This is a genomic window from Arthrobacter sp. D3-18, from assembly GCF_054408525.1.
Genome location: NZ_CP096440.1, coordinates 3,909,164 through 3,933,563, shown reverse-complemented (window position 1 = coordinate 3,933,563; position 24,400 = coordinate 3,909,164). Strand labels below are relative to the sequence as shown.

Here is a 24,400-nt window from a genome sequence, read left to right as displayed (position 1 = left end):
AGTTGCCATGGGTTACCTTCAGCATCCGGTCACCGAAGACCGGCCGATTCGCATTGGACTGATCGGAGCGGGATGGATCGGAAGTTTCCACGCTGAGTCCGTTGCGCACCGCATCCCCAATGCCCGGCTTGAGGCAATTGCCGATCCTGCCCTTCCTGCCGTCGAGGCACTTGCCAACCGCCTGGGCGTTGCCAAGATCAGTAGTGACCCGGCAGATGTGCTGAATGATCCTGATGTGGATGCTGTTCTTATCGCCGCGCCGGCCCGTTTCCATTCGGGGCTGATCGCCGCTGCAGCAGGTGCAGGTAAGCACGCTTTCTGCGAAAAACCGGGCGGCCGTACCGTGGAAGAACTTGATGAGGCATTGGACGCAGCAGTGACCGCGGGCGTGATCGTCCACTTCGGTTTCAACCGCCGCTACTCAAACGACTTTGCCGCCGCCCGCAGGCTCATTGATGACGGTGCCATAGGAACTCCGCAGTTGCTGCGGTCCTTGACCCGCGATCCCGGCAACGCGGACGGGATTGCCAATCCGGAGCGGATTCCGCCGGGCACCATCTTTTTGGAGACCCTCATTCACGACTTCGACACCTTGAACTGGCTGAACCCGGGGGCTGTACCGGTTCGCGTTCATGCGGTGGCTGACGCGCTGGTAGCTCCTGAAGCAAAAGAGGGTGGACTGATGGATACCGCCGTTGTCACCGTGACCTACAGCAACGGGGCCATTGCTGTAGCTGAGGCCAACTTCAACGCACTCTACGGCTATGACGTGCGGGGAGAGGTTTTTGGCTCTGCCGGAATGGTGACGGCGGGAGGACCGCAGGCCAGCACGGCCATGAGCTACACCGCTGCCGGTATCAATGCGGCCACCGTACGCCTGAACGTGGACCTCTTTCACGATGCGTATACGGCTGAACTCGCCCACTTTGTGGACGCCGTGAAGGCTGACCGTGACGGTATGCAAGCCCCCGCCGCCCAAGCTGCCGGTGGAGCCGACGCGCGGAACGCCCTGGCCGTTGCCCTTGCCGCCTCCCGTTCAGCTCAAACCGGGCTGCCGGTTGATGTGGCAACTATTGCCGTACTGCGTCCAGCCGAACCCGCACTGCACACCGTAGGGGATGAAGCATGAGCTTCCGCTTGGCTGCCTGCGCTGAAATGCTCTACGGCGAATTGCCCTTGACGGAGCGTGTGAAGAGGATCCACGAGCAAGGCTTTGAGGTGGAGTTGTGGGACACCCGGGGCCGGGACATTGCGGCCCTGGCAGCAACAGGAGCCCGGTTCTCGTCGATGAGCGGCTATTTTGGCGGTAGCCTCACTGATCCCGGCAGTGCCGATGAGGTGTTGGTATCGGCGGAGAAACTGATCCCTGTTGCGCTTGAACTTGGGGTCGAGCGAATGGTTGTCCACCCTGCTGAGCTCGGGGAAGGCGGCCGGGCTGTCCGCCCCGTTTACCGATCTACCGGCGAGATGTGGCTGACCGGCCGGAGCACGCTCGAACGCCTGGCGGCATTGGGCGAGAAGCACGGAGTGGTCTTCGCGTTGGAGAACTTGAACACCGTCCTGGACCACCCCGGCATCCCCTTGGCACGTGCAAAGGACACCTTGGCGCTGGTCTCGGGCGTTAACCACCCCAACGCCAGGATGATGCTGGACTTGTATCACGCCCAAATCGGAGAGGGCAACCTGATCGAACTTATCCGTGCCGCCTTACCCTGGGTAGGAGAAATACAAGTGGCCGACGTCCCCGGCCGGTGCGAACCCGGCACCGGGGAGCTCAACTACCGTGGCATCGCGACTGCTCTTAAGGAGGCTGGATACAAGGGGGTGGTCGGTCTCGAAGCGCAGGCGGCCGGAGGAGCCGGCCTGGAAGCGGGGGACACCGCGCTGGCGGCTTTCCGTGCGGCCTTTGCAGGCTAGCTAAGGGCGGCAGGCCCGCTTGTCCGGAATGGGGCCATGGGCTTTGGTGTGGGCCGTTAGGGGCGCGAGTGCACTGCGTCCAAGGGCAAAAATTCGCGTAGCATCAAGGAAAACCGGTCAACAGCAGCGCCGGCCAACAGCAGCTAGGGGGCGTCTTGCGCGCAACGGTCAAGGACGTGGCGCGCCGTGCAGGGGTCTCGCCTAAAACGGTATCGAACGTGATGAACGGGATCGTGCCGGTGAGCGGCCCCACGCGGCTCAGGGTTGAGCAAGCCATGGCGGAACTGGATTATGTCCCCAATCTCTCGGCGCGCGGACTGCGCAATGGCCGCTCTGGTGTTATTGGACTGGCGCTGCCGGATCTGGCGACTCCCTTTTCTGCGGAGATCGCCCAAAGCATTGTGGAAGTTGCCCATGAGCAAGGCTTTAGCGTGCAGATCGAGGAAACCGGCTCCGACCCGCACCGTGAGCATGAGTTGATGACGCGGGCGCGGGCCAACCTGATCGACGGACTGATCCTCAATCCCGTGGTGCTCAAGGAGAGTGCCGTGCAGGTGGGCGTCGCGCTGCCTCCGGTGGTTCTCCTGGGTGAAGTCACGCAGCAGCTGGCCGACCGCGTCTTCGTGGACAGCTTCGCGGCGGCGCGTGACATGACCCTCGCTTTGGCAAGGCCTGGACGTCGGCGCATCGCAGTTCTGGGTGTCAATCGGGGAAGGCAATCCGCTACGGCGATCCAACGGGCAGGCGGCTATGAAGCAGCACTTCAGATGCTGGGAATTGCCAAGGATGAGTCGCTGCTGATTTCTTGCGACAGTTGGACGCCTGCTTCGGCAGCTGCATCGTTGGATGAGTATCTGGACGCAAACCCCGTACCTGAGGCACTGTTCTGTTTCACCGACTCCATGGCTCTTGGCGCCTTGAATACCTTGTGGAAGAGGGGTGTGCGCGTTCCGGATGACATCGCGGTAGCCGGCTTCGACGACGTGATCGACGGACGGTTTGCGGTACCTTCCCTGACTACCGTGTCCTTCGACAAGCGGGCCATTGCCACGGAAGCCCTACGCCTGCTGACCGAACGCATGTCCGACAGGTCCCATGGGCAACGCTTGGTTGAAATCGAGTACACCATCGTGGAGCGGGACAGCAGCACGCCCTGAAACGAGAGCCCGCCACTGAATTGTGCGCGCTAACAATTTTCTCTTGCCCTGTCCATTACATCGATGTAATGTGAGACCTGCGTCACCGCTGGGCCAACCTTTACCCGGGTATGGGGACGCGCCGGAGCCGGATTTTGCGCAGTAGCAGTGCAGCAAGACACCACAGTCAACGCAGTGCAGCAGTGACCTTTCAGCGGACCCATCCAAAGGAGTGACGGGTGAAGCAGTTTGAATCTTTGACCGGGAAACAGTTGTCCCGGAGACAGTTATTGACAGGATCGGCCCTTCTTGGCGGAGGCCTGCTGGCCACCGGCCTCACGGGCTGCGGAGGTGCGGCCCAGGCCGCCGCAGTGCAGGACATCGGGTTCTGGCACCTGCTTTCCGGCGGTGATGGCATCAAGATGCAGGCCATGATCAACAGCGCCAACCAAGCCAATCCCGGGTTCAAGGTGCACCCCACAGTGCTTGCTTGGGGTCCGCCGTATTACACCAAACTGGCCATGGCCTCGGCAGGTGGCCGCCCTCCCGAGGTGGCAATCATGCACGCCAGCCGGGTTCCCGGGTATGCACCGGGCGGGCTCATTGAGCCGTGGGACCTGGACCTGCTTGCGGAGAACGGTGTAAGGGCCTCCGATTTTGCCCCCAGGATCTGGGAGAAAAGCCAGCACGACGGCAGGGTCTTCTCCATAGCCTTGGATTCGCACCCGTTCGTCATGTTTTACAACACGGATATCGCAGGCAAGGCCGGAGTGCTGGGCAGCAACGGCCAGCTACAGGAAGTGACCTCGCCCCAGGAATTCAAGGCGATGGCCCTGGAAATGCAGAAGGTCACCAAGGCCCACGGCCTGTCCTTCGGCTATCTCGGCAGTGGTTCGCAGATGTGGCGCCTGTTCTACACCCTCTACAAGCAACACGGCGCGGACATGGAACTGACACCAGGGCAGCCCATGAAGGTGGACCGGGACGCGGCCATTGAATCGCTGGAGTTCATGGCATCCCTCTTTGATGACACCATTGCAGCCCAGGCCGGAGACATCAGCACGGGCATCGCGGAGTTTGCCCGCGGGGGCTCAGGGATGCTGTTCAGTGGCGTGTGGGAACTGCCCACCATGAAGAAGGCTGGAATACCCGTAGACGCGGCCACCATTCCTACGCTGTACGGAACGCCGGCCTCTTACGCAGACTCGCACTCGTTCGTCCTCCCACGGCAACTGAACCTGAACGAGGACAAGCGCCGGGACGTCTACAAGTTCGTCACCGATGTCCTCAAGGGATCCCTGTCCTGGGCAGAAGCCGGACACATTCCGGGCTTCCAGCCGGTGGTCCAATCACAGGCCTACCGCGAACTCACGCCCCAGATTCACTATGCCAACGCGGCGGACATCATTGCCTACGATCCCGAGTCCTGGTTCAGCGGTTCCGGCTCGGACTGGCAGACCTACTTCGCGGAGACCGTGCAGAACGTCCTCCTGGGAAGGGACAAGGCAGCCGCGGGATGGGCTGCCTTCGAGCAACGCACCAACACCCTCCTCTCCCGTCCCAACCCGGTCTAACCGGCCCACCCACCGAGCGACCCAAGGAGTTCTTGAATGAGTACCTCTACGCTGTCCCGGCCGAGGCCGGAGAGTCTGCGCAAACCCGGGAGCCGCACCCGAAGCAACCTGAGCGGCTGGGGATTTGCCACCCCGTTCCTTGTCTTCTTCCTCGTTTTCCTCGTCTGGCCCATTCTCTACGGCTTCTACATGAGCCTTACGGGCAAGTCCCTTACCGGCGCCAATGACGATCTGATTGGCTTCGCGAACTATGTTGAAGCCTTGGCCGACGCCGATATGTGGCGATCCTTGGGCAACACCCTCTACTTCACGGTGATCAGCACCGTCCCGTTGGTCCTCGTTGCCTTGGTCATGGCCGCCTTGCTCAACATCGGACTTCCAGCCCAGTGGCTGTGGCGACTCTCCTACTTTGCGCCCTACCTGCTCGCCTCCACAGTGGTTTCGCTGTTCTTCACGTGGATGTACAACCCGCAGCTTGGCCTCATCAACGAGTTCCTGACAGGCATCGGCCTCCCACGCGTTGCCTGGCTTAATGACCCCAACGTGGCCATGTGGGCCATTGTCATCGCCACGCTCTGGTGGACCGTGGGCTTCAACTTCCTGCTCTACCTGGCCGCGATGCAGAACATCCCAGCGCAGCATTATGAGGCAGCATCGCTGGACGGTGCGGGGGCGTGGCGCCAGTTCTTCTCCATCACGCTTCCGCAACTGACACCCACCACCGTGATGATCGTGCTGCTCCAGATTCTGGCGTCGCTGAAGATCTTCGATCAGGTGTATCAGATGACCGCCGGCGGACCCGGTGGATCCACCCGGCCCGTGGTGCAGTACATCTTCGAAACCGGGTTCACCGGATACCGGCTGGGTTACTCGGCAGCCATCTCCTACATCTTCTTCGGACTGATCGTGGTCATCTCGATCATGCAGTTCGTCATCACCCGCCGCAGGAGTGCATAACCATGGCAACCCCTACCCTGACCCGTCCCGCACCCAGTACCACCACCAGCAATGGCCTCAAGCTCCGCCAGCCCCGCAAGAAGCTGACCGTTGGCAGGATCGCGGCCATCGTCGTCGCTGCCTTCATCGCGGTGCTGTGGCTGATTCCGTTCGCGTGGGCCACGGCCACCGCTTTCAAGACCGAGACGGATGCCGCAGCCCCGGACGTGACGTGGCTGCCGCCGTCGGGCTTCACTCCCGAAGCGTTCGTCAAGGTGTTCCAGGACGGCAACATCCCGCTGTGGACTTGGAACTCGCTCTACACCTCGGCGGCCATTACGGCCATCACCCTGGTGATCTCGGCGCTGGTTGCTTATGCGCTGTCGAGGATCGATTTCAAGGGCAAGAAGGTGCTGATGACGGTGATCATCGCGTCCATCATCATTCCACCACCCGTGCTGATCATCCCGCTCTTCTACCAAATGCTGGCGCTGAACCTCATCGATACCTCGTGGGCCATCATCCTGCCGCAGGTCATCCACCCCGCCATGGTGTTCGTCCTGAAGAAGTTCTTCGACCAGATCCCGCGTGAACTTGAGGAAGCGGCCGTGATGGACGGGGCCAGCCGCTTGCGGATCTTCACGCAGATCATCCTGCCGTTGTCCCGTCCGATCCTGGCCGCCGTCGCGATCTTTGTCTTCATCGGCGCCTGGAACAACTTCCTGTGGCCGTTCATCGCCACCAACGACGGCAACCTGCTCACCCTCCCGGTAGGCCTGCAAACCATCAAGAGCGCCTACGGCATTCAGTACGCGCAGAACATGGCGTCGGCATTGCTCGCCGCGCTGCCGCTGATTGTCGTCTTCCTCTTCTTCCAGCGCCAAATCATCAAGGGCGTTGCGACGACGGGACTCGCCGGAACGTAACCGCACCCTTTCGTCAACCACCAGTTTCAGCTCACAACAGTTTTCGAACACAACCAAGGAGATACATGTCCCGCGCACGCATCACCCTCGACCGCGACTTCACCATTGGCGAGGTACCCCGACGACTTTTCGGCTCCTTCGTGGAGCACATGGGCAGGTGTGTCTACACCGGCATCTACGAGCCCGGACACCCCGAGGCTGACCAGAACGGCTTCCGCCAGGACGTCCTCAAGCTCGTCAAAGAACTCGGCGCCACCGTCATCCGTTACCCCGGTGGCAACTTCGTTTCCGGATACAACTGGGAAGACGGCATTGGCCCGCGCGAGAACAGGCCCCGCAGGCTGGACGGAGCCTGGCACACCGTGGAGACCAACGCGTTTGGCCTGCACGAATTCGTGGACTGGTCCAAACAGGCCGGCACGGAAATCATGGAAGCCATCAACCTCGGCACCAGGGGAGTGGACGCTGCACGCGAGATCGTGGAGTACGCCAACCACCCGGGAGGAACCTACCTGTCCGACCTCCGTGCCAAGAACGGCCACAAAGACCCGTTCAACATCAAGCTCTGGTGCCTGGGCAACGAACTGGACGGGCAATGGCAGATCGGCCACAAAACTGCCGACGAGTATGGCCGGCTGGCGCAGGAAGCCGCCAAAGCCATGCGGTTCGTGGACCCCTCCCTTGAGCTGGTGGCTTGCGGCAGTTCCAGCTCCAGCATGCCCACCTTCGGCGCATGGGAGCAGACCGTCCTCACCCACACCTACGACGAAGTGGATTACGTTTCCCTCCACGCCTACTACCAGGAACACGAAGGCGACGTCGGGAGCTTCCTTGCCTCCGCCGTCGATACCGACTACTTCATCGAATCAGTGATCGCCACCGCGGACGCCGTCCGCGCCAAGGGGAAGCACAAGAAGCACATCAACCTGTCCTTCGATGAGTGGAACGTTTGGTACCAGCGCGGCCTGGACACCGAGGACCAGCCACACAACGTGATTAAGGCCGGATGGCGAGAGCACCCGCGCGTCATTGAGGACAAGTACAACGTCACCGATGCCGTGGTGGTAGGGACGCTGCTGAACTCGCTGCTCCGCCACGGTGACCGGGTCAAGATCGCCAACCAGGCGCAGCTGGTCAACGTGATTGCACCGATCCTTTCGGAAGAGAATGGACCGGCCTGGAAGCAGACCATCTTCCACCCGTTTGCGCGGATGGCCGAGCTCGCCAAGGGCCAGATCCTGCGACTCTCCGTGGACTCGGACAAGTACTCGAACAACCGCTTCGGCGACACGGACCTGGTGGATGTCAGCGCTACGTGGAACGAGGAAACGGGCCGGGTTGCACTCTTCTTCGCGAACCGCGGTTTGGAAGAAGCCGCCGACGTCGAGGTTGCCCTGCGCGGCTTCGATGCCCGCCAGGTGCTCCGCGCCGAGGTCCTTGAAATCCCCGAGGACGGCGACCGCTTCTCCATCAACTCCCAGGATCAGCCCGGCCGTGTGGGCTTGACGGCTCTGGACGGTGTGAAGGCGACCGGTGCCGAACTGCGCCTGACGCTGCCCGCCCTCTCGTGGGCCGTCGTCGAGCTTGACGTGGTGAAAGCCTAGCCACTCACCCAACTAAGTAGCAGATCAGGCCGTTCCCAGCGCTGGGAACGGCCTGATCTGCTACCTACATGGGTTAGGGTTCGACGGCGGGGGCTACTTAGACTGCGCAGCCGTCCGGGCCGCAGGCCTCGGCGTCGGAGGCGCCCACGGGGATCAGCGGATTGGCTTCCTGCCACGCCTGGTTCAACGCCTGGCTGAAAAGATCAGCGGGCTGGGCACCGGAGATGCCGTACTTGCGGTCGATGACGAAGAACGGGACACCGGTGACGCCGATGGCGCGGGCCTCATTAATGTCCTGAGTGACTTCGTCCGCGTACTTGTCGGAGGTGAAGAGCTCGGCAACCTCGTCGGTGGGCAGCTCAAGTGCTGCGCCGAGTTCCGTGAGGTACTCCTGGTTGCCGATGTCCTTGCCGTGCTCGAAGTGGTCGCTGAGCAGGCGTTCCTTGGCGGCGTCCTGGCGTCCGTGGGCGGCGGCCAGATGGATGAGGCGGTGCGCGGTGAAGCTGTTGGCCACCACTACTTGGTGGAACCGGTAGTCCAGGCCTTCTTCCTTGGCGGTCTCCGTGACGTGGCTGAACATTTGCTTGACCTGCTCGGGAGCCATGCCCTTGCGTTTGCTCAGGTAGTCGAGCTCAGTGCCGTCGTAGTGCTCCGGGACGGAGGGGTCAAGCTGGTAGCTCTTCCACTCGATGTCGACGGAATCGCGGTGCGGGAACTGCGCCAGGGCGGTCTCAAAACGGCGCTTGCCGATGTAGCACCACGGACACGCGACGTCTGACCAGATCTCAATCTTCATGTTGGCTGCAACGCGCTGACGTGGGCTGACATTCCGGGAGCACGCTGTTAGTTTCCTCACTCGCCCCAAGGGTGTTGCCGGGGTGGCCACCCACGAATATGTTTAGAAGAGGTTGTGCAGTCAGCCTGTGGGTTGGGGGTTTACACCGAGAGAACTCGTGCGAATCGGACTCATAGTTGGACCTTGGTTTACCGTACCGCCGGAAAAGTACGGCGGAACAGAGCGTGTAGTGGATGCGTTGGCGCGGGCCTTGTCCGACGCCGGCCACGAAGTCCTGCTGGCAACGGCAGCGGACAGTACTTGCCCAGTGCCCCAAATTCCTGGCTTTGGCCCAGCCGTTCCGGAGGACCTGGGGCAGAGCTTCAGCGAATTGGGGCATGTCATTAAGGCCTACGCGGAGTTGCGGGACGTGGACATCATCCATGACCACACCCTGGCCGGGCCGCTCTATGCGCGTAGACCACCGGGCATCCCCGTCGTCACCACCATTCACGGACCTTTGTCGCCCATCTACGCGCCGCTCTACCGGGACATGGCACAGGACACTGCCATCATCGCCATCTCCCATGATCAATGCAGCCGGGTGGAGGATCTTGAGGTCTCCGCAGTCATCCATCACGGGATTGACCTCTCGGCGGTGAGCGTCGGCCGCGGGGCCGGGGGATATGCCTGCTTTGTGGGACGTATGTGCCCGGACAAGGGGCTCATGGAAGCAGTAGCCATCGCCCGGGAAGCAGGAGTGCCCTTAAGGATCGCGGCAAAGATGCACGCTCCGGATGAGCAGGGCTACTTCCACGACGTGGTGCAACCCGCTTTGGGATCCAACGAAGAGTTCCTTGGCGAGCTCTCCGATCCCGAGAAATACGAATTGATGGGCGATGCGATGGCGCTGCTCAACCCGATTCAATGGCACGAACCCTTTGGGCTGGTAATGATCGAAGCACTTGCCACGGGAACCCCGGTGCTGGCCACGCCCATGGGTGCAGCTCCGGAAATCGTCAGGAATGGTGTCACCGGTTTTGTAGGGTCTGCCAGGGAGCTGGCCGACTCCGTTGCCCGCATCCCGGACCTGAGCCGCGAGGCGTGTAGACGCTCCGTGGAGGAGTCGTTCAGCGCTCAACGGATGGCAGCCGATCATGTGGACCTCTACGCCAAAGTGATCGAACAATTCCAGGCAAAACCTCTTCCCGGCGAGGGCCTGTTGCAAGAGAATCAGAGTCGAGCCCTTTAGGGCTCCCTACCCTCAAGCAAGACCCCCGAGGAGGCCTGCCGGCCATGACCGCTTGGAACGAAGACACGGAAGCCGGGGCGTCCGAACTGGGTGCCGTGACCGTCGTCGAAGGTTCATCTTTTTGTATTTCCTCGCACTCAGGCGACATCCACGGCGGCGGCTCCCAAGGTACCTACTATCAGGACACGCGGATCGTTTCGCGCTGGATCCTGAGGATCAACGGCGCACTCCGGGAACCGCTGGTGGCACGGAACCCCACGGCTTTCCAAGCTGAGTATGTGGGCCGGGCATGCGCTGCGGACGGGAGGTTCGACAGCCCCCTGGTAGTTCAGCATCAACGCCACGTCGGGGCAGGCCTGCGGGACGACATCACCATCAGGAACTACTCCGGGCAGGACGCGCCCTGCGAGATTGAACTGCTGATCGACGCCGACCTGGCCGACCTTTTCGACGTCAAGGGCGGCCGGACCAACAAAGCCGGAGCACCCACGAGGAAAGCACATAAGAAAGAACTGCACATCGACTCCCTCCACTCCAGCGGTCAACGCAGGGGAGTTTCCTTCCGGGCCTCAGGGGCCAAGGTGTCCGAGGACGGTTTACGGTTCCACATCAACATCCCCGCACGCAGCCAGTGGTCCACCAGCATCATCGCCCTCCCGCTGGTCAACGGAAAAGGGCCCAACGATCCCTTCACCGAAACCACACCGCTCCACCACACCCCGGGCGTTCGCCGCCACGTTGCCTGGGAAGAGCACGTTCCCCGGATCGCCGTGACGGACCGCAATGTGGAGGAGGTCCTGGAGCGGAGCCAACGCGATTTGGGCTCCCTGCGCATCTTTGACCCCGAACATCCGGACCGCGTGGCCGTGGCGGCCGGAGCGCCCTGGTTCATGGCTCTGTTCGGACGCGACTCCCTCCTTGCGTCCTACATGTCACTCATGGTGGACCCGCGCCTGGCCGCCGGAACCCTGCAGACCCTGGCCGCGCTCCAAGGCAGCAAAGTGGACGTGGATTCCGAGGAAGAACCCGGGCGCATCCCTCATGAGGTCAGGCTTGGCGTCACAGCCGGACTCTCGTTGGGCGGAACTGCCTACTACGGAACAGCTGACGCGACGCCCTTGTTCGTCTCTACGCTTGGAGAGCTCAGCCGATGGGGTCTGGGTTCGGACATCATCGAGTCCCTGCTCCCGCACGCGGACCGCGCCATCGAATGGCTGGAACAGTACGGGGACCGCGACGGCGACGGCTTCATCGAGTATCAACGGCCCAACGAGCACGGACTCGTCAACCAGGGCTGGAAAGACTCCTGGGACGGCATCAACTTCGCCGATGGCCGGATGGCGGAAACGCCCATCGCCCTCTGCGAGGTGCAGGCCTACACCTACGCGGCCTACGTGGGACGCTCCCTCTTAGCCCGCGCCGCGGGGGACACCGCCGTCGAACGCCGTTGCGCGGACCGCGCCGAAGCGCTGAAGACCGCCTTCAACGAGGCTTTTTGGCTCCCGGATCAGGGTTATTACGCGCTGGCGCTGGACAAGGATAAGAAGCCCGTGGACTCGTGCACGTCCAACATGGGGCACTGCCTGTGGGTGGGCATCGTGGATGAGGACAAGGCGCCCATGGTGGCGGAGCGGCTGATGTCCCCGGAAATGTTCACCGGCTGGGGCATCCGGACGTTGGGGTCCCACATGGGCGCGTACAACCCCGTCAGCTACCACAACGGTTCCGTGTGGCCCCACGACACCGCTCTCGCCGCCACAGGGCTCATGCGGTACGGCTTCGTGAAGGAGGCCAGCCGTGTTGCGAGCGGACTGTTCGACGCCGCCGAACACTTCGGCGGTCAGCTTCCGGAGCTTTTTTGCGGCTTCGACCGCGGAGATTTTGCGGAGCCGGTTCCCTATCCGACGGCGTGTTCCCCGCAAGCGTGGGCGGCTGCGGCGCCCGTCCAGCTCGCCCGGATCCTTCTGCGGTTCGATCCCGATTTCACCCGGAACGTGCTGCACCTGGCGCCCATCCTGCCCGACTCCTTGGGCACCTTCAAAGCCGACAACGTGCTGCTGGGGCGCTCGCGGATCACCATCGAGGCCTCTGGTTCATCCGGAAGCGTGACCGGGGTACCGGCCGGTCTTGAGCTGAGGTCCGATCCCCGGCCGCCCCTGACTGGGGAGATGTTCGGCTAGTTTCCTTAAAGCGCGTGTTCCATCACGAAGTCGTGCTCCACGGTGTCGCCGAGCTTGAACGACTTGGTGCCAACGCGCTGGAAACCGCTCTTCTCATAGAAGCGGATGGCCTTGGCATTTTCGCTGTTGACGCCGAGCCACACCCCGGCCGCGCCCTTGTCCGCGGCATTAGCCAGCGATGCCTGGATGAGTCGAGACGCGGCGCCCTTCCCGTGGTGATCGGGGTGGACGTAGCACTTGCTGAGTTCCGTGGAGGGGAGCGCTGAGAGCACAGAGGCCACGTCCGGGTCGGTGGCCGGCTTGGCAATCAGCATGGTGTACCCGTTGAGCTGCCCGTCGTCGTCGAGCACCAGGATGGTGATGTTCGCATCGGCGAGGTAGTCCTCAAAGTTGGCCTCGCTCAACGTCTTTTCAAGGTGGGCTTGAATGTCCGCCAAGGAGGAGCCGGGCGGGCACGCCAGCGGGAAGGTGACGGCGGCAAGCTCAGCCAGCTTCCCGGCGTCGTGCGTTGTTGCGGTGCGGATGGTTTCAGTCACGTGAGTCAGGATACGACCGAGACCGTCAATTTCCGTACTGTAGCCGTGCCACCCTCCACATTCAGCTCGGTGCCCAGGTTTCCGGGCGCGGGGAAAACCAGATCGGTCATGACAACTTTGCCGCCTTGCGCGAACACCTCCACGGAGCCGTGGTCGACGATCACGCGGAGCCTGAGCACGCCATCCTCAAGGGCGACGGGTGCTGACTCTGCTGATGCGAACTTTTCATGGAAAGCGGTGTTGCCGGACTTGCGGCGATCCAGGGTTAGTTGGCTCGTCGCAGTATCGAAGCTAAGAAGTGTTGCGGCATCCCCGCCTGCTGCGCCGAAAAGGCTCAGGGTGGTTGTTCCGGCAGTTCCTAGTACGATCTCGGCGTCAATCACCTGGACTGAGTTGACCTGCTGGACTGAATCTGTGTGCGGCAATACCACCGTGGAATCGTGAATCTCCTGGTCCTCCATGGTGTAGATGGCTGGCCCGAGGTCCGCCGGCAGAACGGGGCGCTGTACCAAGCGGGGCAGGCCGTCAATGGTGGCCAGCTCAACCTCGCGGGCCAGTGACATGCTGGAACGCCACGGTGACGTGGGCAGGGAGTTGGCGTAGTCCCAGTTATTCATCCAGCCGATCATGATGCGGCGGTTGCCCGGAACATTGCTGAACGAGACTGCTGCGTAGTAATCGCGTCCCCAATCGAGCCATAGACACTGCCTCAGGTTGGTATTCCCGTCCTCAACCAATGAATCGCTGTCCGCTGTGAACTGAACCCCATCAAAATGGCCCACGAAGTACTGTCCTCCCGATCCTCCTGCTACGGCACCGGGGTTGATGTTGACCACCAGGACCCACTTGACATAGTCCGGGTTTCCGTCGACGGGGAGGGGGAAGAGATCAGGACATTCCCACTCGCCGCCCGTGGCATTGGCAGGCCCGAACGTGCTCAGGTACTCCCATTCCTTGAGGTCTGCCGAGCGGTACAGGACAACCTGCTGGTGCTGTGCCTCCACCGCCACCATCACCCAGAATGAAGCCGACGCACCGTCGTACCGGAACACCTTGGGGTCGCGGAAATGCGCCGAGCCCCGATTGAGGACCGGGTTTCCCGCGTACTTCTGCCACGTCATGCCCGCGTCCGTGGAGAAAGCGAGAGACTGCGCCTGAGTCCCATCGAGTCCCGAACCTTCCTTGAAAGCGCTGGTGTAGATGGCAACCAAGGCAGGGTTTTCCGGGGTGCCGAAGCCGGTCGTATTGCCCTCATCCACGACGATGCTTCCGGAAAACACGTCCTCCTGCTCGTCGCAGGCGATGGCTACGGGATGCTCGTCCCAGTGAAGAAGGTCCTCCGAGGTGGCATGGCCCCAGGACATGTTGCCCCAGACGTTGTCGAAGGGGTTGTTCTGGTAAAAGAGGTGGTAAACGCCTTCGTAAAACACGAGCCCATTGGGATCGTTCAGCCACGTGCTGTTGGCGGTGTAGTGAAGTGCCGGCCGGACCGTGTGCTCTGCGGGAGCGGCAGGGTGAGTGATTGTGTCAGTCATTGGAGTTCTTTCGGGAAGTGTGCGCCAGTTCCAGCGATTCGAGTCTCAAGTGTTGGTGCGTGCGGTCAGTTCTGCGCTACTGTCGCCTGCCCCGGACTGCGGGGAGGCCACGGAATGACGCAGAACCAAGGGGCAGGGAAGAACGGTGGGGTGGGCCGCAAACAACTGCAGGTCCGTTTTTCCCTCAATGGCGTCGATCAGGTTCTTCGTAGCCCACGCGCCCATTTCATAGTGCGGAAGGGCCACCGTAGTCAGCGAGGGGTAAAGGTTTTCGGCAATGAGCTGCTGGTTATCGAATCCCACGATTGAGAGGTCGTCGGGTATCCGCAGCCCAAGTTTCCCGGCCGCCCTGTAAGCACCCATGGCCATACGGTCGTTGTAGCAGAAGATGGCCGTGGGCCGGTTGGGAGATTCGAGGACCCGCAGCGCCGCTTGGTAGCCGCCCGGGACCTCGGATAGTTCCGAATGGACCAGCTCTTCGTGAAACGCCAGCCCGGCATCGGCCAGCGTGTCCTTGAAAGCCTTCAGCCGGGAGTGCGTTGCCGGGACGTCGTCGGTGTTGTTGATCATGCCGATTCGCGTGTGACCGGCGTCGATCAAGGTTTGCACCGCGAGCCGTGCGCCGCCGGCTTCATCGGGGATCACTGAGGAGACGGAGTGGTTGATGTCCTCGGAGTCCACAAGGACTGCCGGAACCCCGGCCAGATTCTTGGGAACGGACAGCTTCCGGTGGTACATGGTGGCGTACAGAATGCCATCCACCTGCCGATCCAGCAGGTCAGCGACGTCGCTTTCGCGCGAATCCTGCGAACCGGTGCTGGTGGAGTTGATGATCATGATGTTGTACCCACGTGCCCGCGCCGTTTCCTCGGCACCGAGGATGATCCTGCCTGCGTGCGGTGTGGTGGCAATCTCTTCGCTGATGAAACCGATCATGCCCGAACGTTGGGTGCGAAGGGCCTGGGCCAGCCGGTTGGGTCCGTAACCCAGTCGCTGGGCGGCTTCGTGGACCCGTTCCCTCGTTTCGGTACCTACGCGGGCGTAGGCAACGTCATTGAGGACATGGGAGACGGTGGTGACAGAGACACCGGCCGCGGCGGCCACGTCTTTGATACCTACAGATCTTTTGGTCATTGCTTTCCCACGTCCTCATGGTGTTGATGATTGTTGCTGATCCTACGTTCGGCTTACTCGTCCCAGTAGGCTATCGAGGAATACCCGCTGCCTGGCTCGTTTGGGCGTTGCCTACGGCGTCGAAACCAATGGTCGGCGTGGCCCTCACAGCGTTGACGCCCCTGTCTGCGATCACTTGGGCGTCATGTCCTGAATCAAGGATGGTATTCCGGGCGGAGGCGGAATCAACAAGGACCGACGTCACGGCCAGGCCGTCCGAAGCCCCGGTGGTCAGCAACGCATCCACTTGGGCCGAGAAGCAGGAGTCACTCGATGCAGCGCGAACGTCCATGGCCACCACGTGGTTGTTGGAGACGAAGTTGCCTGCCCCCTCTCCCAGGCGGATGATCACGGGTGTGGCCCCCGATGGCTGAATGCTCTGCGCGTCCACTACTTCGGAGAAGTGGTTACCGATCACCGAGTTGTTGTTGCCACTGATGCTCAGCAACCCGAAGAGGTCATCTCGCCCGTTATCTACTCCCAGGAAGGGAGTCCAGGGCTCGTGGTCCCTCAGGAAGTGGTTGGTGGCCACGAGGTTCTCAGAACTGTTCCCTGCAAGAACCACCATCCCGGGGTAGAACGAGTGCAGGCGGTTGTTGGACACACTTGAACGCGTGACGCCGTCAAAATGGATGCTGCTGGCACCGCGGGGGAAGATGTTGTTCGCGGTGATCAGGAGCCCGCCATGGTTCTGGGCGTAGATCGAGTGACCCTTGAAACCGGCCCCAATCAAGTTGTCGGTGATCTTTGACGCTTGGCCCCAGCCACGGAGTTCGATGCAGCTTCCGCATTCGGCAATAAAATTGTCGTGAAGGGAAAGGGCATCCGCCTTGTAGATGGTGAGCGCATTCTCGAGGTAGACGAATCCCATTCCGTTGACCCGGAAGGAGTCATTGGCGCTTGCCACATAGATGCCGGTCTTGCCGTTGACGTAGCTGTTCTCCGCAGGCAGCCCTGAACCATCCGGAGTGAAGTGCAAGCCATCGATGCAGAAGTTGGAGAATTCCACTGAGCTGATCCGGGGGCTCCCGCTACGTTCGATGTAGAAGGCGGCGCCCTTGGATTCGTCGTCCCTGAGTAAGTCGTCGCTGAGCGGAATGTCGACGATGACGCGGCTACCGCCGGGCCACAACTCATGGAGGTCCGGCCATTCGTCCTCAGGAACATTGAACCGGATGCTCGAGGACGTAAAGCCGTGTCCCGAGCCCTGGATCTTGAGGAAGCTGACATCGATGACCACCTGCGTGCGGAGGTGATAGTCCCCGGGCGGAAGGTAAATCACCGCTCCCGGCTTGCCGCCGTCGTTCTCATCCATGACCGTTTGCCGGTCCTTGATGTCAGCGATGATGCTGTTGATGACTTCACCAACGTCCTCGGACGGGTTGCCGATAGGCCACGTGGTGACGTCGTAGTAGTTGCTGTTGGACATGGGGTCCTCTCTTAGCTTGAAAATTTCCTTAGCCTTGACCGTGCTCTTAGCCCTTAACAGCGCCGAGCGTCATGCCTGCGACGATTTTGCGCTGCAGGAGAAGGGTCAGGAGGATCACGGGGATGGAGTAGACGGCTGCGAGTGCGGTCATGGACCCCCAGTCCAGTCCGAACTGGGTCTGGAAGTTCGCGATAACCACCGGGGTTGTTTGCGAGCGGATGGCGGTCATGAGGAGGGCGAACAGGAATTCGTTCCACGAGGCCAGGAAGGCGAAGATCGCGGTGACTGCGATGCCTCCGGAGACCACAGGGATGACCACCCGCCAGAGCGCTCCGAGCCTGCTGCAGCCATCAACCGTTGCCGCTTCCTCCAAGTCGCGGGGCACGGCCTCAAAGAAGCTGGACATGAGCCAGATGGACAGTGGCAACGAGATGGTGGTGTGGGCAATGGACAAAGCGATGGGCGTGTCTGCGAGCCCTACGGAGGACATCATTGATGCCAGCGGGATGCCGATGGCCACGGGCGGGACCATACGTGTTACCAGCGCCGCCATGATGAACACGCGGCCGCTGGGAGTCTTGTAGCGCGTGATGCCGTAGGCGGCCGGGATAGCCAGGACCAGTGACAACACGGTGCTGATGATGGCGGTCTGCACGCTGTTGATAAACGAGGCCAGCACTCCGCTCCGGCCCAGGGCGTTGGCGTAGTTCTCCAGCGTCCATTCTTTGGGGAGAATGGTGGGCGGTACGGCGATGGTGTCGATTGGCGTCTTGAACGAGGTGAACAGCAGGTACAGGAACGGGAAGCCGTACAGCACCATGGCCACCGCCAACAGGATCCACAGGATGGTCCGGGTGCTTCGGCGTCCGGCTTCCAGCCCTTCGCGGTTGACGCCGCGGCGCTTGCGCAGGCCTTGCGTGACTTTCGACGTCGGCTGTGCGGCTTGGCTGGTCACGTCGCCCTCAGTTGCGGCTCGGTTCCGTGAAATCGCGGTCCGGGAGCTCATCAGTTGTCCTTTCCTGGCCGCCAGATGGTGGCCACCGCGAAGAATGCGACGGCGAGCATCGCCAGCAGGTAGATGGTGCCCATGGCGCTGGCCAAGCCGGGATCGCCGAAGCGGATCATGGTGCGGTAGATCAGCAGGCTCATGGTTTCGGATGCGGACTGGGGGCCGCCGTTGGTTTGAATCAGGATGGTGTCGAAGGCACGTGCGGCGTCGATTCCCCGGACAACCAACGCCACTGCGATCACCGGGCGGAGGAGCGGAAGGATGATCTGGAACAGGAGCGCGGGTGCTTTGGCGCCGTCCAAGCGTGCAGCTTCAATGAGATCGCCGGGGATGTTCTGCAGGCCGGCGAACAGCACGAGGCACATGAAGGAGGTGGTGAGCCAAATGTCAGGGATTGCCACTGAGAACAGCACAATGTTCGGATCTGACAACCACCCGATTTGGTTCGGATTGGAGAGGATGCCGGCCTGGTGCAAGAGGGTTCCGATGAGGCCGAAGTTGTCGATCATCAGGAACTTCCATAGCAACCCGGCAACAATCGGGGCGATCATCAGCGGGTACAGGAAGACGGTCCTCCAGACCTGCGAGCTGCGCCCAAGCGTGGTGAACAGGAGCGCCATGCCCAGGCCGAGGGCGAACTCGAGGGTAACTACTACCAAGGTGTAGGCGAGGGTTCGCCACCCTGCCCCCATGAAGGCTTCGGAGGCGAAAGCGGTGACGTAATTCTGGAATCCCACGAAGTCACGCGGGCCGCCGGCGATGGGCGAGATCTTGAAGAAGCTGTCTGCAATGAGGCGGAACAGCGGGTAGGCCACGAAGACGGCCAGGAACAACGCCGCCGGGGTCATCAGGTATAGGGCGAAGCGGCGATCGGAGATGCGCACGATTTTCTCTTCTGCTGGTTGGGGCCGCGGCCGGCACGGGGTTATGGTTCCGGGTGCCGGCCGCGGAGTCTTTACTTGAGGAGGTCCTGGATCTGCTTCTTGGCTTCGGCCAGGAGGGTCGCGGAGTCGCCGCCAGCCACTGCCTTCTGCAGGAGCGGGACCAGCACGGTGTCAACGATTTGCTGCCACTTGGCTGTTGCCGGGCGGGTGGCGGTGGCTTTGCCGTTGAGGGTTTCGATCAGTGGCTTGAAGCTCTCGTAGCCGGGCTGGTCCTGGTACTTCTCGAACGCGGAAATACGGGAGGCCAAGCCAAGGCTGGATTCAATGCCCAGACCGTTGTGGTCGTAGGCGCACTTGATGAACTTCTTTGCGGAGTCTGCATTCTTGGTGGCCTTCGGGACAGACAGGTACCAAGGTCCCGGAACACCTGCGACGCCGGCGCTGCCGCCAATCATTGCGGCAGCTCCCACTTTGCCTGCCACCGGTGAATCCTTGGGGATCTGACGGTAAGCGTGGGCCCAGAAGCGGGTCATGGCGGTCTTGCCCTGGTTGAACAGGTTCTGCGCTGCAGCCCAGTCAACTTGTGCAGCACCTGGAGGCGCGGACTTTGTGAGGCTTACGTAGAAATCGAGTGCTTCTTTATGGGCTGCGTTGTCTATTACTACGTTGTCGCCGTCGAGGACCATGGGGGAGCCGGCCTGCAGGACGTGGGCAAGCCATTCAGTTTCCACGGCGCCCTTCACATCCGTGCCGTACATGCCGTCCTTGGTGAAGAATTCCGAAATGTCCTGGTACTGCTTCCACGTAGTGGGTGCAGCGAGTTCGTAGCCGTACTTTGCTTGGAAGTCGGCCTTGTTTTTGGCGTCATCGAAGAGGTCTTTGCGGTAGAGAATGATCTCGGCATTGGTCCACGCCGGAAGGCCGATGAAGTGGCCATCCACGTTTGCTTCCTTGATCAGCGCGGGGAAGATGTCCTTCTTGGCCTCATCGGTGAAGATTTCGTCGATGGGTTGGACCGCGTCCTTGAAGCTCGGAAGCCACACGGAGTCGAGTGCGGCGACGTCGAAGGAAACGTTGCCGGAGGAGAATTCACTGGAGAGCCGGTTGAACATGCCGTCGTACGGCAGTTCTACGAAGTTGACGTCGATTCCGGTGTCCTTCTTGCACTGTTCGGCAACTCCGGTGAGTTCGGCGTGACCGCCGGCTTCCACCAGGACGTTGACGGTGCCTGCGGCGCTACCCGACGTTGGTGCCGGGCCCCCTGCGCCGCATCCGGTAGCCGCGAGCGCGACGGCGGTGCAGAGGCCGCCAAGGGTGACGAGCCTGGAGATGGTGTTTCGAGTGGACATCGCTGTCGACTCACTTTCTCTCGAACGGGATGGCAAGACTGTTTGGGGTGAAGAATCGTTTTGCCAAAACGACTTGGCAACACTGTAGGGCTGTCTCTTCGGAAGTGTCAAGAGTCACTTCGGTGGGTGCCCGTTGCCAAAAAGCCGGCGGGGATTTTGTCATTGACACCCTTGTTCCAAGCCGCTTAGTGTTTCTCCCAGTCCCGCGAAGAAACGTTTTGGCAATTTGGCAGCTTCCGCCCGGAAACTCGCACCCTTTCCCGCCGATTGCTGCAGTCGTCGCGGGTGCATTCGGCGGCAAAGGGTGCGCTCCCTTCCACCTGCGGGTGCATTTGGCGGGAAGGGTAGCGGCTCTGCAAGCTTGCCGAGGGAGGCCCAACGCACGACGGCGGCTGGTCACCCAGGTGACCAGCCGCCGTCGTGATTTCTGAAGTTAGTCCGCTTTGACTGCCAGGACCGGGCAGTCTGCCTCCAGCAGGATCCGCTGGGAGACGCTGCCCATGATGAGCTTGCCTACCGGGCTGCGGCGGCGAAGGCCGATGACGATCAGATCGGCATCGTTCTCATCGGCGGCGTCCAGGACCTCGGCAGCTGCGTCATGGCCACGGACCGGTTGCTTGATGATGTGCTGGATGCCTTGGTCAGCGAGCCGTTCCTCGATGCTCTGGATGTCCGGCTCTTGTGCGTACCGGTTGTCCACCAGGGCGTCGCCCTTGGAGGAGTTGATGACCAGCAGGGTGTCATTGCTCTTCTTGGCCTCGGCGATGGCCTGCGTCAACGCCGCTTCGCCTTCTGGTGTGGGGACGTATCCCACCACGATGGTCATGGTTTCTCCTTGTTGGGCTGATTGTTGGGGAGGCGGCTGGTTGTGCCAGGCGCCAGGCTAGCCGTCGCCGTCGCCGTCTGCTGTTCCGTCAGCGCGGTGGCTTCCGTGGCTCACGCCGCCGGCTTCCCTCGGGACCGTAGCGCCGGAGTTACCCGGAACCGCTGTGGCTGCCACCGGACGGTTGCGGCGGACCAGCTTGAAGATCAGCGGCCAAGCGAGAATGAGCGCCACGATGATGTAGACCACTATCGCGATTGGCTCGCTGAACAGGCCTGCGGGATCACCGGCGCTCAACTGCAGCGTCTTGCGGAGCTGGCCCTCAATGCGCGGGCCCAGGATGACGCCGAGGATCAGCGGCAGGACCGGAAGTCCGAAGCGCCGCATCATGAATCCGAGGGCACCGAGCACCAGCAGAATCACAAGATCGAAGGCCTGCAGGTTGACCGAGTACGCACCCAAGGTGGCGAAGAACAGGATGCCTGCGTAGAGGTAGGGGCGGGGGAGCTGCAGCAGCTTCGCCCAGACCGGTGCCAAGGGCAGGTTGATGAGCAGGAGCAGGAAGTTGCCGATGAAGAGGCTCGCAATGAGTGCCCACACCAGCGGTCCTTCGCTGGAGAACAGCTGCGGGCCGGGCTGGATGCCGTAGGACGTAAAGGCAGCGAGCATCACGGCGGCTGTCGCGTTGGTGGGGAGGCCGAGTGCGAGCAGCGGCGTCATGGTTCCGGCCGCGGCAGCATTGTTGGCCGCTTCAGGTCCGGCGACGCCTTCAATAGCGCCCTTGCCGAACTCTTCCGGGTGCTTGGTGAGCCGCTTCTCGGTGACGTAGGAGAGGAACGTGGGGATCTCGGCGCCACCGGCGGGCAGGGCACCGAACGGGAAGCCGAAGGCGGTGCCGCGAAGCCAGGGCTTCCAGGAACGGCCCCAGTCCTTCTTGCCCATCCAGGGGCGACCCACCGGGATGACGTGGAGCGGCGTGCGACGCAGGTGGGCGGCAACCCAGAGGGCTTCACCCACGGCGAAGATCGCGACGGCGACCACCACAATGTCCAATCCGTCCACCAGCAACGGCTGGCCGAAGGTCAGGCGGCGTTGGCCGGTCACGGAGTCGATGCCTACCAGCCCGATGGCCAAGCCAAGGGCCAGTGAAGCGAACCCGCGGAGCCTGGACGAACCAAGGACGGCGGTCACCGCGAGCAGTGCGAGGACCATGATGGCGAAGTAGCTGGGAGCACCCAGGCTCACGGCGAACTGCACCACGATGGGTGCGAAGACCGCCAGTAGCGCGGTGCCGATGGTGCCGGCGATGAACGAGCCGATGGCCGCGGTGGCAAGCGCCTGTGCGGCCCTGCCGGCTTTGGCCATCTTGTTGCCTTCAATGGCAGTCACCACCGACGACGATTCACCTGGTGTGTTGAGGAGGATGGAAGTGGTGGAACCGCCGAACATGCCACCGTAGTAGATGCCGGCGAACATAATGAAGGCGCTGGTGGGCTCCAGGGCGGCGGTGACCGGTAGCAGCAACGCCACCGTCATGGCCGGACCCAGCCCGGGGAGGACGCCGACGGCGGTGCCCAAGAGTACGCCGATCACGGCGAACAAGAGGTTCATGGGGGTGAGGGCGGTCGCGAAACCGTCCATCAGGGAGGACCAGACGTCCATTAGAGGATTCCTTCCAGGAGCCCGGCCGGCAATGCGATGCCCAGGCCGAGGTAGAAGCCGTAGAAGGTCAGCAAGGACAGTGCGACGGAAATGAGGGCGTCACGAATGTAGCGGCGGCTACCGAGCGCCAGCACGCTGCCCCAGAAGAGGACCGTTCCGGAAATGACCCAGCCGGCCCAGTCGATGAGCAGGATGTTCAGGATAAAAGCACCGGCCAGCGGAAGGACAGTCTTCCAATCGGCAGGGTGAGCGAGGTCGACGTCTTCGCCGCCCTCGGCTTCGCCCTTGCCGCCACGGAGGACGTTGATGGCAAGCAGAACAGCGCAGACGATCAGCAAACCGGACACAATGAACGGGACGGTCTTGGGACCCACCGGGTCCGACTGCGAGTAGGGGGTGACCAGACCGTTCGCGTCCAGGAAGACCAGGACGCCGACCACGCCGAGCAGGAGGGCTACCCCCAGCTCGGCGCGGCCTTTCAGGCCTGTGGTTAAGGAGCTCACGCCAACCCGAGCTTGGTCAGGACGTCCGCCACCCGCTTGTCCTGGTCTGTCAGGAACGTCTGGAATTCGTCGCCGGTTACGAAAGCGTCGGTCCAGCTGTGGGTCTTGAGTGCTTCCTTCCAGGCTGCGGAGGCGTGCATCTTCTCAAGGGCGGCGATCAGGGACTTCTTGTCGTCCTCGCTGATGCCTGGAGGGGCCACAATGCCGCGCCAGTTGGTGAAGATGAGGTCAATGTTGGATTCCTTCAGCGTGGGAGCGTCCACACCTTCCAAGCGGTTCTCGCCAGTGGTGGCCAGGACCCGGATCTCGCCGGACTTGATCTGCTGCAGGTACTCGCCGGCACCGGAAGCGGCGAAGCCGAGCTTGTTACCGAGGATGGCGGGGAGGAGATCGCCACCGCCGTCGTAGGAGACGAAGTTAACCTTGGTGGCGTCGATGCCAACCGCGCCGGCCAACTGCATGGGCAGGAGGTGGTCAGGGCCGCCGGGCGAAGAACCGCCGCCAACTGCGATGGAGCCGGGGTTGGCCTTCCACGCCGTCACCAGGTCATCGATGGTCTTGTACGGGGAGTCCTTGCTGACCATGATGGCTTCGGGTTCCTCGATGAGTTTTGCCAGCGGGGTGGTCTCCGTCAGCTTCGACTCGGACTTGTTGGTGTAGCTGGCTCCAACAACGCCCAGGCCCATGAGCATGGTGAGGTCGCCGTTGCCCTTTTCATTGACGATGCGGGCAAGGCCAACCGTACCGCCGGCGCCGGCAAGGTTGAACACCTCGGTGTTGGTGGAGATCTTCTCGTCGTCCAGTACCTTGGCGGCGGCCCGAGCGGTGGTGTCGTAGCCACCTCCGGGAGTGTTTGGAACCATGATCTGGAGTCCGGTGATCGGTCCTGCTGCACCGGTGCTGTCAGAACCGGTGGACTTGCCTGTGGCACCGCAGCCGGTGGCCATCAGGGCGATGCCGGCGGCGACGGCGGCGACTCGCAATGCGCGGATCTGGCGCATGGTGTTCCTCTTCTCATCATCGAAAATTCGGTGTAGGGCGATCAGCGTTGTGCCCCGTTGATTTGATGCTAGGCGCGTAAGTGACAGGGATCACTCTTGTGTTCGCAGTGATCTTTAAGTTCATTGCGTTCACGGGTTTCTGCGGTCTGAGCTGGTCTTTCGTGCCGCTGGGGTCTTCTGTGCCGCTGGGGTATAG

General features: G+C 62.0%; 21 protein-coding genes. 9 read left to right on the top strand and 12 right to left on the bottom strand.

Annotated features, from left to right (window positions below; translation table 11 throughout):
* The first annotated feature begins 7 nt into the window (after window positions 1-7).
* The 7 genes from M1D89_RS20190 to arfA all read left to right on the top strand — a co-directional run bounded on the left by M1D89_RS20190 (window position 8) and on the right by arfA (window position 8,093).
* Entirely contained in the window at window positions 8-1,129 is a 1,122-nt protein-coding gene (locus M1D89_RS20190) for a Gfo/Idh/MocA family oxidoreductase (RefSeq protein ID WP_498646359.1), read from the top strand.
* A complete protein-coding gene (locus M1D89_RS20185; protein WP_498646357.1) occupies window positions 1,126-1,917 on the top strand; it encodes a TIM barrel protein in 792 nt (263 codons plus the stop codon). Before M1D89_RS20190 ends, M1D89_RS20185 begins: the two co-directional genes overlap by 4 nt.
* 155 nt (window positions 1,918-2,072) lie before the next feature.
* The gene (locus M1D89_RS20180) at window positions 2,073-3,074 is read left to right on the top strand and encodes a LacI family DNA-binding transcriptional regulator (protein WP_498646355.1); all 1,002 of its coding nucleotides are present in this window, start codon (window positions 2,073-2,075) and stop codon (window positions 3,072-3,074) included.
* Between the two features lie 218 nt (window positions 3,075-3,292).
* Window positions 3,293-4,627 (top strand): extracellular solute-binding protein, encoded by a 1,335-nt coding sequence (locus tag M1D89_RS20175; protein WP_498646353.1) that lies wholly within the window; start codon window positions 3,293-3,295, stop codon window positions 4,625-4,627.
* A 36-nt stretch (window positions 4,628-4,663) separates the two neighbouring features.
* Window positions 4,664-5,584 carry a carbohydrate ABC transporter permease gene (locus M1D89_RS20170; protein ID WP_498646352.1) on the top strand — a complete coding sequence of 307 codons (921 nt, stop codon included), beginning with the start codon at window positions 4,664-4,666 and terminating at the stop codon, window positions 5,582-5,584.
* A 2-nt stretch (window positions 5,585-5,586) separates the two neighbouring features.
* Complete coding sequence (locus tag M1D89_RS20165; protein WP_498646351.1) at window positions 5,587-6,489, top strand: carbohydrate ABC transporter permease; 903 nt, start codon at window positions 5,587-5,589, stop codon at window positions 6,487-6,489.
* Window positions 6,490-6,554: 65 nt separating this feature from the next.
* Window positions 6,555-8,093 carry an arabinosylfuranosidase ArfA gene (arfA, locus tag M1D89_RS20160; RefSeq protein ID WP_498646350.1) on the top strand — a complete coding sequence of 513 codons (1,539 nt, stop codon included), beginning with the start codon at window positions 6,555-6,557 and terminating at the stop codon, window positions 8,091-8,093.
* 97 nt (window positions 8,094-8,190) lie between these two features.
* Here the strand turns inward: arfA and M1D89_RS20155 are convergent, their stop codons facing one another.
* Complete coding sequence (locus M1D89_RS20155) at window positions 8,191-8,889, bottom strand: DsbA family oxidoreductase (RefSeq protein ID WP_498646348.1); 699 nt, start codon at window positions 8,887-8,889, stop codon at window positions 8,191-8,193.
* Between the two features lie 157 nt (window positions 8,890-9,046).
* Between M1D89_RS20155 and M1D89_RS20150 the strand changes: the two genes are divergently transcribed.
* Together M1D89_RS20150 and M1D89_RS20145 are read left to right on the top strand one after the other, a co-directional pair.
* Window positions 9,047-10,120 carry a glycosyltransferase family 4 protein gene (locus tag M1D89_RS20150; protein WP_498646346.1) on the top strand — a complete coding sequence of 358 codons (1,074 nt, stop codon included), beginning with the start codon at window positions 9,047-9,049 and terminating at the stop codon, window positions 10,118-10,120.
* A gap of 44 nt (window positions 10,121-10,164) precedes the next feature.
* Entirely contained in the window at window positions 10,165-12,300 is a 2,136-nt protein-coding gene (locus tag M1D89_RS20145) for an amylo-alpha-1,6-glucosidase (protein WP_498646344.1), read from the top strand.
* Window positions 12,301-12,305: 5 nt separating this feature from the next.
* On the opposite strand, the gene M1D89_RS20140 is transcribed toward M1D89_RS20145, so the two are convergent.
* The 11 genes from M1D89_RS20140 to M1D89_RS20090 form a co-directional block, all read right to left on the bottom strand.
* Complete coding sequence (locus M1D89_RS20140; RefSeq protein WP_498646342.1) at window positions 12,306-12,836, bottom strand: GNAT family N-acetyltransferase; 531 nt, start codon at window positions 12,834-12,836, stop codon at window positions 12,306-12,308.
* Window positions 12,837-12,841: 5 nt separating this feature from the next.
* Window positions 12,842-14,371, bottom strand: a complete 1,530-nt coding sequence (locus tag M1D89_RS20135) for a glycoside hydrolase family 32 protein (protein WP_498646340.1) — start codon at window positions 14,369-14,371, stop codon at window positions 12,842-12,844.
* 45 nt (window positions 14,372-14,416) lie between these two features.
* The gene (locus M1D89_RS20130) at window positions 14,417-15,505 is read right to left on the bottom strand and encodes a LacI family DNA-binding transcriptional regulator (RefSeq protein ID WP_498646338.1); all 1,089 of its coding nucleotides are present in this window, start codon (window positions 15,503-15,505) and stop codon (window positions 14,417-14,419) included.
* A gap of 70 nt (window positions 15,506-15,575) precedes the next feature.
* The gene (locus M1D89_RS20125; RefSeq protein ID WP_498646336.1) at window positions 15,576-16,973 is read right to left on the bottom strand and encodes a NosD domain-containing protein; all 1,398 of its coding nucleotides are present in this window, start codon (window positions 16,971-16,973) and stop codon (window positions 15,576-15,578) included.
* A 46-nt stretch (window positions 16,974-17,019) separates the two neighbouring features.
* Window positions 17,020-17,979 carry a carbohydrate ABC transporter permease gene (locus M1D89_RS20120; RefSeq protein WP_498646334.1) on the bottom strand — a complete coding sequence of 320 codons (960 nt, stop codon included), beginning with the start codon at window positions 17,977-17,979 and terminating at the stop codon, window positions 17,020-17,022.
* Window positions 17,979-18,866 carry a carbohydrate ABC transporter permease gene (locus tag M1D89_RS20115; protein ID WP_017198323.1) on the bottom strand — a complete coding sequence of 296 codons (888 nt, stop codon included), beginning with the start codon at window positions 18,864-18,866 and terminating at the stop codon, window positions 17,979-17,981. The genes M1D89_RS20120 and M1D89_RS20115 overlap by 1 nt, the downstream gene beginning before the upstream one ends.
* Window positions 18,867-18,937: 71 nt before the next feature.
* Window positions 18,938-20,215: an ABC transporter substrate-binding protein gene (locus tag M1D89_RS20110; protein WP_498646332.1), complete on the bottom strand. Its 1,278-nt coding sequence runs from the start codon at window positions 20,213-20,215 to the stop codon at window positions 18,938-18,940.
* A 433-nt stretch (window positions 20,216-20,648) separates the two neighbouring features.
* The gene (locus M1D89_RS20105) at window positions 20,649-21,041 is read right to left on the bottom strand and encodes a universal stress protein (protein ID WP_017198318.1); all 393 of its coding nucleotides are present in this window, start codon (window positions 21,039-21,041) and stop codon (window positions 20,649-20,651) included.
* Between the two features lie 57 nt (window positions 21,042-21,098).
* Complete coding sequence (locus tag M1D89_RS20100; RefSeq protein WP_498646329.1) at window positions 21,099-22,700, bottom strand: tripartite tricarboxylate transporter permease; 1,602 nt, start codon at window positions 22,698-22,700, stop codon at window positions 21,099-21,101.
* Entirely contained in the window at window positions 22,700-23,203 is a 504-nt protein-coding gene (locus M1D89_RS20095) for a tripartite tricarboxylate transporter TctB family protein (protein ID WP_498646327.1), read from the bottom strand. Before M1D89_RS20095 ends, M1D89_RS20100 begins: the two co-directional genes overlap by 1 nt.
* Window positions 23,200-24,204 (bottom strand): Bug family tripartite tricarboxylate transporter substrate binding protein, encoded by a 1,005-nt coding sequence (locus M1D89_RS20090; RefSeq protein ID WP_498646325.1) that lies wholly within the window; start codon window positions 24,202-24,204, stop codon window positions 23,200-23,202. The genes M1D89_RS20095 and M1D89_RS20090 overlap by 4 nt, the downstream gene beginning before the upstream one ends.
* Between the last annotated feature and the right edge of the window lie 196 nt (window positions 24,205-24,400).